Below are 14,725 nucleotides of genomic sequence, written 5' to 3' on the forward strand. Positions count from 1 at the left end.
TGCAGACCACACAGCCCGCTCACACCACACGCACACCCGCACGCCAGACGGCGTTCGTGAGGGGCACACCCGGCCGATAGGCGAGGTGCGTGGCCGATGGAGCGTCGAGCACGTGCAGATCGGCTCGGTGGCCGACCGCGATCGAACCGACGGCTCCGTCGCCGGACGCGCGGCCGAGCGCGAGCGCTCCACCGTATGTCGCGGCGCGAACGGCATCGCTCACACTCAGGCCCATCTGGAGGACCGCGGTGGCGATGCAGAACGCCATCGACGTCGTGTACGACGTCCCCGGGTTGCAGTTGGAAGCGATCGCGACCTGCACGCCGGCGTCCTGCAGTCGTCTCGCCGGAGCGAGCGGCGCACGCGTCGACAGGTCGCAGGCGGGCAGGACGGTCGCGACTGTCCCCCGCTCGCCCGTGCCGGTGCTCGTGTCCCAGCCGGACCAGCTGCCGGCCAGGGCATCGAGGTCGGCGTCGTCGACGAAGTTGCAGTGGTCGACGCTCGCAGCACCGAACTCGACCGCGAGTCGGATCCCCGGTCCGTGGCCCAGTTGATTGCCGTGCACGCGGAGCCCGAGACCGGCCGCACGACTCGCTCTCAGTACCCGACGCGACTGCGCCTCATCGAACGCGCCCCGCTCGCAGAACACGTCCGCCCAGGACACGTGGGGCGCCACCGCCGCGAGCATCGGTCCGCACACGAGATCGACGTACTCGTCCGGATCCATCCCGTCCGGCACGAGGTGTGCACCGAGGAAGGTGGACTCGTCCGCGTGGCCTGCTGCGATCACGGCGCTCCGGCGCTCGTCCTCGACCGTGAGTCCGTACCCCGTCTTCGTCTCGAGGAACGTGGTCCCCTGCGAGAGAGCCTCGTGCACTCGCGCTTCGACGAGGGCGGAGAGCTGCGCATCGCTCGCGAGCCGGGTGGCCCCCGTCGTGACCGCGATGCCGCCTGCCGAATAGCTCTCCCCCGCCATGCGGGCTTCGAACTCGGCCGTCCGGTCGCCGGCGAAGACGAGATGGCTGTGCGAATCGACCCAGCCGGGCAGGAGTGCTCGACCGTCGAGCTCCGTCCGGCGATCCGCGGCGGGCGCCTCGGCCGCCTGACCGATCCACACGATGCGGTCCTCCTCGACGACGATCGCCGCGTCCCGGAGCACCCGGCGCTCGACGTCCTGCGTCATGAGTTCCCCGATGCCTGTGATCAGCTCGGTCACAGCAGCTCCATTCCCGATGCGAGGAGTTCGGCGGGTGCGCCGAGCTCGGCGTGGACACCGTTCCGTGCCATCACCCTGCCACCGATGACCACGGTCCGCACATCGGAGGCGGTCGCGGTGAGCGCGAGCTGTGCGGGATCACCGCCCATCGTTCGGCTCGATGCTGGATCCAGTTCGATGAGGTCGCACGGCGATCCCACGGCGAGCGAGCCGAGGCCCGTGCGGCCGACGCTCGCCGCTCCTCCCGTGCTCACCGCCGCCACCAGTTCGGCCGGGCTGAATCGTCCGCGACGACCCGACCCGAGGCGCTCACCGTGTTCGAGCGCCCGCATCTCGAGGAGGGGATCGACGACGGCGTGCTGGTCGGTGCCGAGGGCGATCGTCGCACCCGCGTCCGCGAGCGCACGTGCGGGACCGATGCCGTCGCCGAGGTCGGCTTCCGTCGTCGGGCACATCACGATCGTCGCCCCGGCCCCTCCGAGCAGCTCGATGTCGTGCTCGGAGAGGTGGGTCGCATGGACGGCCGAGAGTCGAGGGCCGAGCAGACCGTTCGCGGCGAGGAGCTCCGTCGGGGTGAGGCCGGTGGCCGCGAGGCAGGCCTCGTTCTCGGCCGGCTGCTCCGAGAGGTGCACATGGAGCGGGATGTCCGGATGAAGTTCGGCGGCGACGATCGCGAGGTCTGCGGCCGGGACCGCACGGACGGAGTGCAGCGCAGCACCGACCGTCACGAAGCGCGGGTCGTACTCCTCGGCGAAGGCATCTCGGAGACGTCGACCACGACGGAGCCAGGCCTGGATCGACCCGTCGCCAAAGCGCTGTTGTTCTGGACCCAGGCTCGTGCCGAAGCCGCCGGCCAGGCTCGTGCCGAAGCCGCCGGCCAGGTAGGCGGTATCGAGGAGCGTCAGACGGATGCCGGACGCGACCGCAGCGTTCGCGAGCGCACGTTCCATCGCGTGCTCACGAGCTGTCGGCTCCCCGCCGTGCGTCGAGGCTCCGGGCTTCCCGTACGGCGTGCCATCGGTCCGGTGGTGCACGTAGTGGAACTCGGCGACGCTCGTCCAGCCCGCGGCGACCATCTCGGCGTACACCGCCGTCGCGACACGTTCGTAGGAGACGGGTTCGAGACGCGCGGCCTCCTCGTACATGAGCTCACGCCAGGTCCAGAAGCTGCCGCCGTCCCCGTGGGTGCGGCCGCGCAGGAGACGATGGAACGCATGCGAATGGGCGTTGACGCCGGACGGGTACACCACACCATGGAGGACCGTGTCGCCCGGCTCCGCAGCGACACCCGCGGTCACGGAGGCGATCGTCCCGTCCTCGGCGACGGCGATGCGCACGTCGTTCGCGATGCTTCGCCCGATCCAGACCCGATGAGCCCAGACTCGATGAACCCCGACGACAGCCCCGCTCACAGCAGCCCCGCCAGCACTGTCGCGAGCACATCGGCGGAGTCGTCGGCGTCGGCGCGTTCCACGTGTTCCTCCGGCGAGTGCGAGATCCCGGACGGGTTGCGGACGAAGAGCATCGCGCTCGGCACGGAGCCCGCGAGGATGCCGGCGTCGTGTCCGGCACCGCTCCGGAGGACGGGGGCGCCGGGAACCAGCTCGGCCAGTCGACGACCGAGCGCAGGATCGAATCCGACGGTCGGGCTCCAGGACTCCTCCACGACCTCCGCAGTGCAGCCGTGGCGTTCGGCACGGACCGCGGCCTCACGGCTGATCGTCCGGACGAGCTCACGGGTGACGGCGTCGTCCGGGTGTCTGACGTCGATCCAGAGCTCGACCCTGGAGGCGATCACGTTCGTCCCGCCTGGGATCGGTTCGAATCGGCCGACCGTGGCGCGTGCGTCGTCGGTCTGCCTGGCGAGTTCCGCGATCGCTCCGACGACGTCGGCCGCGGCGACGACGGGATCGGCCCGATCCACCATGAGCGTCGTTCCGGCGTGATTTCCCTGCCCGCGGACGACGACCTTCCACCGGCCGTGACCGAGGATCGACGAACCGATCGCGACGGGCTTCCCGAGGTCGACGAGCCCACGACCCTGTTCCACGTGCAGCTCGACGAACTGGCCGATCCTCGCGAGCGCTTCAGGGTCGGCTCCGAGGTGGGCCGGATCCATGCCCGCAGCGGCATACGCCTCCGCGAGCGTCGTCCCGTCGCGGTCGGTGAGCGTCCTGGCCCGGTCGGCGTCGAGCAGTCCCGTGAGCAGTCGCGAACCCAGGCAGGCCACGCCGAACCGCGAGCCCTCCTCTTCCGGGAAGACGACGACGGCGAGGGAGCGCGACGGGGTGACGCCCCGCTCACGCATCCGGTCGATCGCGATGAGCGCCGATGCGACGCCGAGCGGGCCGTCGAAGGCGCCGCCTCCCGGAACCGAGTCGAGGTGGCTGCCGGTGACGAGGGCCCCCGTCATCGGCTCACCCCACCAGGCCCAGATGACGCCGTTGCGGTCGACGTCGACGCCGAGGCCGCGCCGTTCCGCTTCCGCGACGAACCACTCGCGCAGTTCGAGCTCGGCCGCCGAGAACACGGGCCGACGATATCCGCCCGTCGCGCTGTCGCGGCCGAGCGGTTCGATGGCGTCGAGGAGGGAGCTGACGGTGGTCGTGCTCGCACCCGGCATCATCACTTCCCCTCGAATCGCGGCGTCGTCCGTTCGCCGAAGGCACGCATGCCCTCTGCCCGGTCCGCACTCGCGGCGATGAGCGCCGAGAGTGCTCGTTCGTGGGCGACACCGGCGGTGAGCCCGGAGTCGTACGCGGACAGCACGGCGTGCTTCGCCATCCTGGTCGCGAGCGGGGCACCGGCGGCGATCCGCTCCGCGACCGTCCGCGCTTCGGCATCGAGCGCGTCGTCGGCGACGACACGACTGACGATGCCGCTCGCGAGTGCTTCCGCAGCTCCGAGACGACGTCCGGTCAGCACGAGGTCCATCGCCATCGACTTCCCGACGGCGCGAACGATGCGCTGCGTCCCTCCGGCACCGGGGATGATCCCGATGCCCGTCTCAGGGAAGCCGAACTGCGCGCTCTCCCCCGCCACGACGACGTCGCAGATGAGGGCGAGTTCGAAACCTCCGCCGAGGGCGTACCCCGACACGGCCGCGACGAGGGGCAGCCGCACCGCCGCGACGTCATCCCACAGCTCGCTGAAGCCCGCCGTGTAGAGCTCGATCGCTCCAGCATCGCCGAGCGCGCCGATGTCGGCTCCCGCGGCGAATGCACGACGGTCCCCGCGGAGGACGACGACTCTGGTCGTGCCGTCCCGTTCGAGGGCTCGAAGCGTCTCGACGAGGTGTTTCAGCAACTCGCGGTTCAGCGCGTTCCGCTTCTCCGGGCGGTTGAGGGTGACGGTCGCCACGTGCCCGTCCCGCTCGATACGGAGGAGGGGCCGCTCGTGCTGGTCGCTCATGACGTCCTGGCCGCTCATGACGTCCTCCGTTCGGTCAGCAGTCTGACGGTCTCGTCGCGGTGACTGACCGCGGCTGCGATGGCCTCCGACGTCCACTCGTAGAAGCCGCGCCCAGCTTTGGTGCCGAGCGCGCCGTCGGCGACCCGGTCGCGGACGAGGTCCGGAACACCTGCAGCGGTGCTGAGGGCAGGCATGAGCACGGCGGAGACCTTCTCGACCGTGTCGAGTCCGGCGAGGTCCATGAGCTGCAACGGCCCGGAAGCCGACCAGCGGGGGGCGAGCGTCGTCTCGACGGCGCGATCGACGTCCTCGATCGACGCGACACCGGACTCGACGAGGGCGATGGCCTCGCGCAGCATCGCGTACTGGAGGCGGTTCACGACGAAGCCGGGGACGTCCCGACGCACCTCGATGACCTCCTTGCCGATGATCACGCACAGCTCACGGACGCGAGCGACCGTCTCGTCGTCGGTCCCTTCGCCGCGAACGAGTTCGACGAGCGGCATGACCGCGGGCGGGTTGAACCAGTGGAGGCCGACGAACCGCTCCGGACGCCGGAGGCCCGCGGCGATCGAGGTGATCGGGACACTTGAGGTGTTGGTCGTGAGCACGCACTCGTCGGACACGATCGCCTCGATCTCGGCGAACACGGACCGTTTGAGCGCGAGGTCCTCGAGGACGTTCTCGCTCACGAGCTCGGCGCCTCGGACCGCGTCGGCGAGGTCGGTGGTCGTCGCGATCCGCGAGACGGCCGAGCCGATGCGTCCTTCGACGTCCTGCAGCGCACGATCGAGGGTCGCCACGCTCCGCGAGTACAGCGACACCGTGTAGCCCTTCGCCGCGAACACCCCGGCGATCCCGGCGCCCATCGTGCCTGCGCCGACGACGGCGACGCGCCCGGAGCCGGCACCTGCCTGCTGTGATCCCCGGCCCATCAGACGACGCCGTTCTCGTGCAGGGCCCGGATCTCGGCGTCACTGAGCCCCAGCTCGTCGCGGAGGATCGCGTCGGTGTGCTGGCCGAGGGTCGGTGCAACGAGGTCCGGCGCAGCAGACTGCGCACTGAAGTGCACGGGCTGCGGCACGACCTGGACGGTTCCCGCGACCGGGTGTTCGACGGTCTGGACGAGGCCGCGGTGCCTGGCGTGATCGCTCGAGGCGACCTGTCCGATGTCCCAGATGGGCGCAGCGGGGACGCCGGCGGTCTCGAGGACGGTCACGATCTGATCGACGGTGTGCGCTCCGGTCCACTCCTCGATGACGACGCGGAGGTCGTGCTGGTGCCTGAGACGGCCCGGATCGGTCGCGAATCGCGGATCGGCAAGGAGCTCAGGACGTCCCATCGCCGTGGTCAGGCGGACGAAGAGCGGATCGTTCGCGACCGCGATGACCACGTGGCCGTCAGCTGCGGCATAGGCGTCCATGGGGGCGCTGATGGGGTGGCTGTTGCCGATGCGCGACGGTGCTCCCGCACCACCGAGCAGCTGCGAGAGCGACACCATCTGGAGCGAGAAGATCGAGTCGAGCATCGCGACGTCGACGTGCTGGCCCTCGCCAGTGATGCCGCGTTGCAGCAGCGCGGCGAGAGCACCCCACGAGCCGTAGACGCCGGCCACGACGTCACCGACCGCGTCGCCGATGCGCGTCGGCGGACCATCGGCCCATCCCGTGACGCTCATGATGCCGCCCATGGCCTGCACGATGTGGTCGTACGCGGCGCGGTGCGCGTACGGACCGGTCTGGCCGAAGCCGGAGATGCTCACGTAGACGAGGCGCGGGTTCCGCGCCTTGACGGTCTCGTAGTCGATGCCGAGCCGAGCAGTGACGCCCGGCCGGAAGTTCTCGACCAGGACGTCCGCCTGCTCGATCAGCCGCAGCAGGAGTGCGTGCCCCTCCGGGGACTTCAAGTCGATCGTGATGCTCTTCTTCCCGCGGTTGAGGAGCATGAAGTAGCTGCTCTCACCGTTCACATGCGGTGTGAAGTCGCGCGAGTCGTCGCCCCTCCCCGGCAGCTCGACCTTCGTGACGTCGGCGCCGAGGTCGCCGAGCATCGCCGAGCACAGGGGCCCGGCGAGCACCCGAGCGAGGTCGAGGACCTTGACCCCGGTGAGCGGTCCTCCGGTGCTGCTGTTCTGGTCAGTCATGATCGTTCCCTTCCGGGGCTGGCGTGCTCGTGTGCGTGCTGATGATCGTGCTGAGCGTGCCGTCGTCGACGAGCGCGAGCACCGCTTCGAGGTCCGGCGACATCTCGCGGTCGTCCTCGCGGACGCTCACAACACTGCGGATCGCGTCGTAGACCGCTCCCGTTCCGCGCCCGGGTCGGAGCGGTGCGTGGAAATCGATGGCCTGCGCCGCGCACAGGAGCTCGATCGCGAGGATGTTGGCCACGTTCCGAGCGGCCGTCCGGGCTTGGATCGCGGCCGTCGTGCCCATGCTCACGTGGTCCTCCTGCCCGGCGCACGTCGACACCGTGTGCACGGTCGCCGGAGCCGCGAGGGCCCGGTTCTCACCGGCGAGGGCAGCGGCGACGTAAGGCGGGATCATGAACCCGGAGCCGGCCCCACCGCCGGTCACGAGGAACGGAGGAAGTTCGCTCAGGTGCCGGTTGGTGAGGCGATCCGAGCGCGCCTGCGACATCGTGCTGAGTTCTGCGATGGCGATGGCGAGGACGTCGAGGGCGACGGCCGCCGGCGCACCGTGGCCGTTACCGCCCGGGAGTGCGATCAGCTCGCCGTCCTCGACGACGAACACGGGGTTGTCGGTGACCGAGTTGATCTCGATGTCGAGCGTGCGCCAGGCGAAGTCGATCGCGTCGCGCACGGAACCGTGGACCTGCGGGATGCAGCGGAGGCTCAGCGCGTCCTGCAGGCGGTGGTCGCGGTTGGCTTCGAGGATCTCGCTGCCGTCGAGCAGCTGGAGCAGCCGGGCGGCCGTGTCGATCTGACCGGGGTGCGGACGCATCCGCTGCAGCCTCGGGTCATAGCCCTTGCTGTTGCCGCGCAGGGCCTCGAGGCTGAGCGCACCCGCCGCATCGGCGATCGCGACGAGCGCTCTCGCCCGGTGCAGCGCGAGCGCCCCGAGACCGGAGATCTCATAGGTGCCGCTCACGAGCGCGTGGCCCTCGCGGGGCCCGGGTGTGAACGACTCGACGCCTGCGCGCCGGAGCGCCTCGGCTCCCGGCAGCAACTCTCCCTCGAACCAGGACTTCCCGAGGCCGTAGAGCGAGAGGCCGATGTGCGCGGTCGCGGTCAGGTAGCCGACGGAGCCCTGCGACGGCGCCCACGGGGTCACACCGCGGTTGAGCAGTTCCGCGAGCGTGAGCACGAGGCGAGGGCTCACGCCGCTCGCGCCCTGCGCCAGCGCCACGATCATCGTGGCCATGATCGCCCGGACCGCCTCCTCGTCGTGCGGAGCCCCCACACCGCTCGCGTGGCTGCGGAGCATCCCGAGCTGGGCTTCCGCGATGCCGTCCGGATCGACGGCGACCGAGTACTGGTCGCCGACGCCCGTCGTCAGCCCGTAGACGGGTTGCCCGGAGGCGAGCACCTGACCGACGAGGTCGTGGGTCAGGAGCATGCCGTCGAGAGCGTCCTGCGCGATCTCGACCCGTGCACCCCTCGCGATCGCGACGACGTCCTCGATCGAGGTGTGTCCGAGGCTGATCGTGACGGTCGGGTCTGCAGCGCTGCTGGCCCCGCTGCTGGCCCCGCTGCTGGAACTCGCTGCCACGATCAGGCCTGCGCTGCCGCGAATGCAGCCGCGGACACCCGTTCGTCGGCTTCACGGGCCGCCGCCTGCTCTGCGGCCCGACGCGCGTGCGCCGCTGCGAGTTCCTTCGCTTCGGCGAGCATCGGGATCCGGACCCCGCGCTCCTCGGCGACCTCGATCGCACGGTCGTAGCCGGCGTCGACGTGCCGGATGACACCCATGCCCGGGTCGTTCGTGAGCAGGCGCGAGAGCTTCTCGGCCGCGAGGGGCGTGCCATCGGCGACCGACACCTGTCCGGCGTGGATGGAACGGCCGATGCCGACGCCGCCGCCGTGGTGCAGGGACACCCAGGTGGCGCCTGACGCCGTGTTGAGCAGGGCGTTCAGGATGGGCCAGTCGGCGATCGCGTCGGAGCCGTCCGCCATCGACTCCGTCTCACGGTACGGCGAAGCGACGGAACCGGAGTCGAGGTGGTCGCGACCGATGACGATGGGCGCCTTGAGCTTGCCTTCCGCGACGAGTTCGTTGAAGCGGACGCCTGCCTTCGCGCGGTCGCCGTAGCCGAGCCAGCAGATGCGAGCAGGAAGGCCCTCGAACTCGACGCGCTCCTGTGCCGCCCTGATCCAGCGTTTCAGTCCCTCGTTCTCGGGGAACAGCTCGATCATCGCTTCGTCGGTCACCCGGATGTCCTCAGGGTCGCCGGAGAGCGCGACCCAGCGGAACGGTCCGAGACCTTCGCAGAAGAGCGGACGGATGTAGGCCGGGACGAATCCGGGGAACGCGAAGGCGCGGTCGTAGCCGCCCTGACGGGCCTCGTCGCGGATCGAGTTGCCGTAGTCGAAGACCTCGGAACCGGCGTCCAGGAAGCCGACCATCGCCTCCACGTGGCGCGCCATCGACTCACGGGCCCGCAGCGTGAACCCCTCGGGGTCGCGCTCGGCCTCGGCGCGCCAGTCCTCGACCGAGATGCCGACGGGCAGGTAGGACAGCGGGTCGTGCGCTGACGTCTGGTCGGTCACGATGTCGACGGGCACGCCCCGTTCGAGGAGCAGCGGCAGCACCTCCGCCGAGTTGCCGACGAGGCCGACGGAGAGCGCTTCGCCAGCGGCCTTGGCGGCGAGGACACGTTCGAGCGCCACGTCGATGTCGGTCTCGACCGCGTCGAGGTACCGCTTCGACAGGCGTCGACGGAGGCGGGTCTCGTCGACGTCGACGATGAGGACGGCTCCCCCGTTGAGCGTCACGGCGAGCGGCTGGGCGCCGCCCATGCCACCGCAGCCGCCCGTCACGGTGAGCGTGCCGGCGAGCGTCCCGTTGAAGCGCTTCTTCGCGATGGCGCCGAAGGTCTCGTAGGTGCCCTGGAGGATGCCCTGCGTGCCGATGTAGATCCACGAACCGGCCGTCATCTGGCCGTACATCATGAGGCCCTCGGCTTCGAGGCGGCGGAACTCGGGCCACGTGGCCCAGTCGCCCACGAGGTTGGAGTTGGCGAGGAGCACACGCGGTGCCCACACGTTCGTGCGGAAGACGCCGACGGGCTTCCCTGACTGGACGAGGAGCGTCTCATCGTCCGCGAGATCGGTGAGGGAGGCGACGATGGCGTCGAAACTCGCCCAGTTGCGAGCGGCCTTGCCCGTCCCGCCGTAGACGACGAGGTCCTCTGGGCGTTCGGCGACCTCCGGATCGAGGTTGTTCATGAGCATCCGGAGCGGTGCTTCGGTCTGCCAGCTCTTGGCGGTGAGGTCGGTTCCTCTGGCAGCGCGCACGGCGCGAGATCCGGTCATGGTGTGGTTCCTTTCGGTGATGCGATGAGCGCTTGGTTCCGGCCCCTGAGCGTGTCGAAGGGCACTTCGACACGCTCAGCGACCGACGATCGACTAGCCGATCTTGTTGGCCTTCAGCCAGTCGGCTGCAACGGTGTCGATGCTCTCCTGCTTGGCGAGGCGGCCGTTCATCTCGATGAGCGCCTTCGTCGTGAGGGCGGCCGAGACGCTGTCGAGCACCTTCGTGAGCTTGTCGGTGACCTGGTCGGTCGCCACGATCGGCACGATGTTCTGCGCGGGGAACAGGTTCTTGTCGTCCTTCAGCGCGACGAGGTCGTTCTCGGCGATCGCCGGGTCGGTCGAGGTGAGGTCGGCGACCTGGATCTGCCCGTTGAGGAGCGCCGTGAGCGTCAGCGGACCCGCGACGTCGAGCGTCTTGAACTCCTTGAACTCGAGGCCGTAGACCTCCTTGAGTCCCGCGACGCCCTCGTGGCGCGTCTTCCACTCCGGTGGGCCGCCGAGGACGATGTCACCGGCGATGGGGATGAGGTCGGAGACCGTCGTGAGCTTGTATTTGTCAGCGGTCTCTCGTGTCACGGCGAGGGTGTCCGAGTCCTGCGCGTCCGACGGCGTCAGCATCGAGATGCCCTTCGGCAGGGCCTTCTCGAGGCCGGCCGCGACCTCTTCCGGGGTCGTCGCCTCGACGGTCTTGTCGAGGTAGCTGAGCGTCGCGCCGGCGTACTCGGGCAGGAGGTTGATGGAGCCGTCGAGCAGCGCAGGCATGTAGACCTCGCGGCTGCCGATGTTGAGCTTCGTCGTGGCGTCGATGCCGGCGGTGTTGAGCGCCTGCGCGTAGATCGTCGCGAGGAGCTGGCTCTCCGGGAAGTCGGCCGAGCCGACGATGATGCTGCCTCCGCCCGTGGAACCGGAGGGCTTGTCGGCGGCGAGCGGGTCGCCTCCGCCGGAGCAGGCGGAGAGGGCGAGTGCCGTCGTCGCGGCGAGGGCGATCGTCGCGAGCGCGGTGCGGCGGGTGAGGCGCGTGCCTCGACGGGTGGGGCTGAAGGGGCTATTCATGGTGGGTCCTTAGGCTTTCTGACGCTGGTCGAGGGGATCGGACCTGCGTGGGTGGGAAGGATCATGGAGCCGTGCTGTGTGCTGTGGTGCCGGTTGGTTCAGGGTGCGAGTACTGCTGGCGGTGCGGTGGGAGGCCTGTTCAGACCACGGCCGGAGCGGGGGTCGCGCGGACGGGAGCGGTCTGGATCACCGAGCTGCGGGTGACGCGCCTGGTGAGGCCTGGGGACACGGTCAACCTCGCGATGAGGCCGATGCCGAGGTCGACGAGGAGGGCGAGGAGGGCCACGAGGACGGCTCCGACGAGCATCTGGTCGTAGTCGTTCTGTGCGCGGCCGTCGATGATGAGCCGACCGAGGCCGCCGAGCGAGACGTACGCGGCGATCGTCGCCGTCGAGATGACCTGGAGCGTCGCCCCGCGCAGCCCGGAGAGGATGAGCGGCATCGCACACGGCACCTGGACGGAGAAGAGCACCTTGAGCGGGCGGAAGCCCATCCCGACGGCCGCATCGACCGCGCCCGGGTCGACGGCGCGGATTCCGGCGTAGGTGTTCGTCATGATCGGCGGCACCGCGAGGAGCACGAGGACGATCAGGCTCGGGACGATGAACGCGAGGTCGGAGGCGAAGACGGGTGCGATCACGATCACGAGGAGGATGACGAGGCCGAGGGTCGGCAGGGCGCGGAGTGCGTTCGCGACACCGGCGATGAGGAAGGTGCCCTTGCCCGTGTGGCCGACGTAGAGGCCGATCGGGACACCGATGAGCGCGGCGACGACGAGGGCGAGTCCCGTGTAGATCAGGTGCTGCACGAGCAGGACCTGGATCGCATCGGTTCCGGTCCAGTGCGCGGGATCGAGCAGCCAGTCGATCATGCCGCCACCACCCCTCGCGCAGTGGCCCACGCGGTCGATTCTGGCCAGGCCAGTCCGATGCGCACAGGTGTTCGGAACAGCTCGAGCAGCCGGTCGATCATGCCGCCACCACCTTCGGGGTCCAGGGCGTCAGCCACGTGTTGAGGAGCACTACGAGCCCGTCGAGCAGGACCGCCAGGATGAGGCAGAGCACGATGCCGACGATGATCGGGGTGAGGAAGCGCAATTGGGCGCCCTGGGTGAAGAGGAGGCCGAGCTGCTGGGTGCCGATGAGGGCCGCGATGGCGACGACGCTCACGTTGGAGACGACGGCGACGCGGAGGCCGGCGGCGATGACGGGCACCGCGACGGGGAGTTCGACCGAGACGAGCCGTTGGAAGCCGCGGTAGCCCATCGCCGTCGCCGCCTGCACCGTCTCGGGCGGGACGGAGTCGAGGCCGTCCGAGACGGTCCGGACGAGGAGCGCGACGGTGTAGACGGTGAGCGCGACGACGACGTTCAGCGGATCGAGGATCTTCGTCCCGAGGAGCGGTGGGAGGAGCACGAAGAGCGCGAGCGACGGGACCGTGTAAAGGAGGCCGGTCGTGCCGAGGATGACGGACTTGAAGACCCCGCTGCGTTGGGCGAACCAGCCGAGTGGCAGCGAGATCGCGAGGCCGAGGACCACGGGGATGATGGACAGCACGACGTGCCAGCCGAAGAGGACGGCGATGTCACCGGACTGTCTGGCGATCCAGTCGAAGTTCATGACGTCGCCCGGCCTGCGGAGTGTGCCTGCTGGCGGACGGTCGGGACCGCACCCGTCTGCAGGCTGCCGCGGTTCTCGTCGAGGGAGGAGACGACATCGGCGGCCGTGACGGATCCGACGAGCTGCCCGTGGTCGTCGACGAGCACGCCGCGACGGCTGGGGGTGCTGAGCGCTGCGTCGAGGATCTGCCGCATCGTCCCCGTGGTCGGTGCGACGGTGCCGCTGAGATTCAGGTCGCCCGAGCGGACCGGGCCCGTGAGGGTGCGGGGTTCCACCCAGCCGACGGGTCGTCCATCGTCGTCGAGGACGAGGAGCCACGCGTCGGTCGTCGCCGCGAGGGCCTCTTCCGCACTGGCGCCGAGGGTCACGACGGGCTCCGGCCGGATCCGGAGACCGGGAGCCGCCTGCGTGAACCCGAGCGAACGGTACCCGCGGTCGCGCCCCACGAAATCGGCGACGAAATCGTCCGCGGGGTCCGTGAGCAGCTCCTCCGGCGTCGCGAGCTGGGCGAGCTTGCCGCCCGTGCGCATGACGGCCACCTGGTCGCCGAGCTTCAATGCTTCGTCGATGTCGTGGGTGACCATGATGATCGTCTTGCCGATCTCGCGTTGGAGGCGCAGGAACTCGTCCTGCAGCTGCGCTCGCACGACGGGGTCGACAGCACTGAACGGCTCGTCCATCAACATGAACGCGGGATCGGACGCGAGCGCACGAGCGACGCCGACACGCTGCTGCTGACCGCCAGAGAGCTGCCACGGGTACCGCTTCGCGAAGGTCGCGGGCAGACCGACGCGTTCGATCAGCTCCATCGCGATGCTCCGCGCCTCTTTCGCCGACCTGCCGGCGAGGCGTGGTGTCGCTGCGACGTTGTCGAGGATCGTGCGGTGCGGGAAGAGGCCGGCGTGCTGGATGACGTAGCCGATGCGGCGGCGCAGGAGCGCTTCGTCCATGCCGTTCGTCGATTCGCCGTCGAGGCTGATCGTGCCGGAGGTGGGGCGGATGAGGCGGTTGATCATGCGGAGGGAGGTGGTCTTGCCGCACCCGGACGGTCCGACGAGGACCGTGAGTTTGCCGGTGGGGGCGACCATCGTGAGCCCGTCGACGGCGTTGGTGCCGTCCGGGTAGGTCTTCGTGACGTTCTCGAAGGTGATCATGAGGCGAGCTCCTCGGAGGGCCGGTCCGTGTGGTTCCGGCTGTGTTGGTCTGTGTTGTTCAGGTCTGCCTGGGCGACGGGGTCGGTCGCTGCGCTCGACGCCGCTGGTGCAGCGATGATCGAGCCGGCTTCGGTGATGAGCAGCTCTCCGATGCGAGCGATCTGCTCGTCGGAGACGCGGTAGCTGGGGACGACGCTCGAGAGCGCCGCGACGATGCGGTGGCCGATCATGACGGGAACGGCGATGGCGGTGACGTCGGACTCCACGCCCTGCCGGACGATCGTGTAGCCGATCGGGTCGACGTCGCCCGTGAGAACGGTGCCGGCGGCGGAACCGTGGAGCGGGATGGAACGACCGACCCAGCTCGCGTGACGGACCGAGTGGGTGCCTTCGACGATCGCGATGTAGAGGGCCGTCTCGCCGGCGCCGTGGATGGAGAGGTAGCAGGACTCCCCCGTCGCTGCGACCATGCGGTGCATGGCTTCGCTCGCGAGGGAGACGAGCGACTCGTTCGCGAGGGCCAAGGCCCCGAGCTGGACGATGCGGGCGCCCGGTGTGTAGCGGCCGTCGGTCTCCCGACGGATGAACTCCTGCGCTTCGAGGGTGCGGAGCAGTCGGAGCGCAGTGCTCGCAGAGAGGTCTGCGTCGCGTGCCGCGTCAGCGAGCGACACGGAGCCTCGACCGCACACGATCCCCAGCAGGGAGAGTGCTCGGTCGACCGTGCGGGTTGACGATTCTGCCATGTCGTTCCTCCTGTCGTCATTGACATTAGTGAGGGATT

13 protein-coding genes are annotated in these 14,725 nt (G+C 69.7%); all 13 read right to left on the bottom strand.

The features are described from left to right. Window positions 1–19: 19 nt before the first annotated feature. Window positions 20–1,183: an imidazolonepropionase gene (gene hutI, locus ACQ3HB_RS16500; protein WP_430921596.1), complete on the bottom strand. Its 1,164-nt coding sequence runs from the start codon at window positions 1,181–1,183 to the stop codon at window positions 20–22. A 29-nt stretch (window positions 1,184–1,212) separates the two neighbouring features. Beyond that, on the bottom strand, window positions 1,213–2,628 hold the full coding sequence (locus tag ACQ3HB_RS16505; RefSeq protein ID WP_430921435.1) for a formimidoylglutamate deiminase: 1,416 nt from the start codon (window positions 2,626–2,628) through the stop codon (window positions 1,213–1,215). Next, on the bottom strand, window positions 2,625–3,839 hold the full coding sequence (locus ACQ3HB_RS16510; protein WP_430921436.1) for an allantoate amidohydrolase: 1,215 nt from the start codon (window positions 3,837–3,839) through the stop codon (window positions 2,625–2,627). Before ACQ3HB_RS16510 ends, ACQ3HB_RS16505 begins: the two co-directional genes overlap by 4 nt. 2 nt (window positions 3,840–3,841) lie before the next feature. After that, window positions 3,842–4,645: an enoyl-CoA hydratase-related protein gene (locus ACQ3HB_RS16515; protein WP_430921438.1), complete on the bottom strand. Its 804-nt coding sequence runs from the start codon at window positions 4,643–4,645 to the stop codon at window positions 3,842–3,844. Then, on the bottom strand, window positions 4,642–5,562 hold the full coding sequence (locus ACQ3HB_RS16520) for a 3-hydroxyacyl-CoA dehydrogenase family protein (protein ID WP_430921440.1): 921 nt from the start codon (window positions 5,560–5,562) through the stop codon (window positions 4,642–4,644). The genes ACQ3HB_RS16515 and ACQ3HB_RS16520 overlap by 4 nt, the downstream gene beginning before the upstream one ends. Beyond that, the gene (locus ACQ3HB_RS16525; protein ID WP_430921442.1) at window positions 5,562–6,770 is read right to left on the bottom strand and encodes a CaiB/BaiF CoA transferase family protein; all 1,209 of its coding nucleotides are present in this window, start codon (window positions 6,768–6,770) and stop codon (window positions 5,562–5,564) included. Before ACQ3HB_RS16525 ends, ACQ3HB_RS16520 begins: the two co-directional genes overlap by 1 nt. Further along, on the bottom strand, window positions 6,763–8,355 hold the full coding sequence (locus ACQ3HB_RS16530) for an HAL/PAL/TAL family ammonia-lyase (RefSeq protein WP_430921443.1): 1,593 nt from the start codon (window positions 8,353–8,355) through the stop codon (window positions 6,763–6,765). The genes ACQ3HB_RS16525 and ACQ3HB_RS16530 overlap by 8 nt, the downstream gene beginning before the upstream one ends. A 2-nt stretch (window positions 8,356–8,357) precedes the next feature. After that, the gene (gene hutU, locus ACQ3HB_RS16535; RefSeq protein WP_430921445.1) at window positions 8,358–10,118 is read right to left on the bottom strand and encodes a urocanate hydratase; all 1,761 of its coding nucleotides are present in this window, start codon (window positions 10,116–10,118) and stop codon (window positions 8,358–8,360) included. A gap of 93 nt (window positions 10,119–10,211) precedes the next feature. Further along, window positions 10,212–11,171, bottom strand: a complete 960-nt coding sequence (locus ACQ3HB_RS16540; RefSeq protein WP_430921446.1) for an ABC transporter substrate-binding protein — start codon at window positions 11,169–11,171, stop codon at window positions 10,212–10,214. Window positions 11,172–11,310: 139 nt separating this feature from the next. Continuing rightward, entirely contained in the window at window positions 11,311–12,042 is a 732-nt protein-coding gene (locus ACQ3HB_RS16545; RefSeq protein WP_430921448.1) for an ABC transporter permease, read from the bottom strand. Between the two features lie 97 nt (window positions 12,043–12,139). Further along, window positions 12,140–12,790 (bottom strand): ABC transporter permease, encoded by a 651-nt coding sequence (locus ACQ3HB_RS16550; RefSeq protein ID WP_430921450.1) that lies wholly within the window; start codon window positions 12,788–12,790, stop codon window positions 12,140–12,142. Further along, window positions 12,787–13,944 (bottom strand): ABC transporter ATP-binding protein, encoded by a 1,158-nt coding sequence (locus ACQ3HB_RS16555; RefSeq protein WP_430921452.1) that lies wholly within the window; start codon window positions 13,942–13,944, stop codon window positions 12,787–12,789. The genes ACQ3HB_RS16550 and ACQ3HB_RS16555 overlap by 4 nt, the downstream gene beginning before the upstream one ends. After that, entirely contained in the window at window positions 13,941–14,687 is a 747-nt protein-coding gene (locus tag ACQ3HB_RS16560) for an IclR family transcriptional regulator (protein WP_430921454.1), read from the bottom strand. Before ACQ3HB_RS16560 ends, ACQ3HB_RS16555 begins: the two co-directional genes overlap by 4 nt. Window positions 14,688–14,725 lie beyond the last annotated feature (38 nt).

The sequence above is a fragment of the Plantibacter lichenum genome, from assembly GCF_050587525.1.
In the GTDB taxonomy this organism is placed as follows: domain Bacteria; phylum Actinomycetota; class Actinomycetes; order Actinomycetales; family Microbacteriaceae; genus Plantibacter.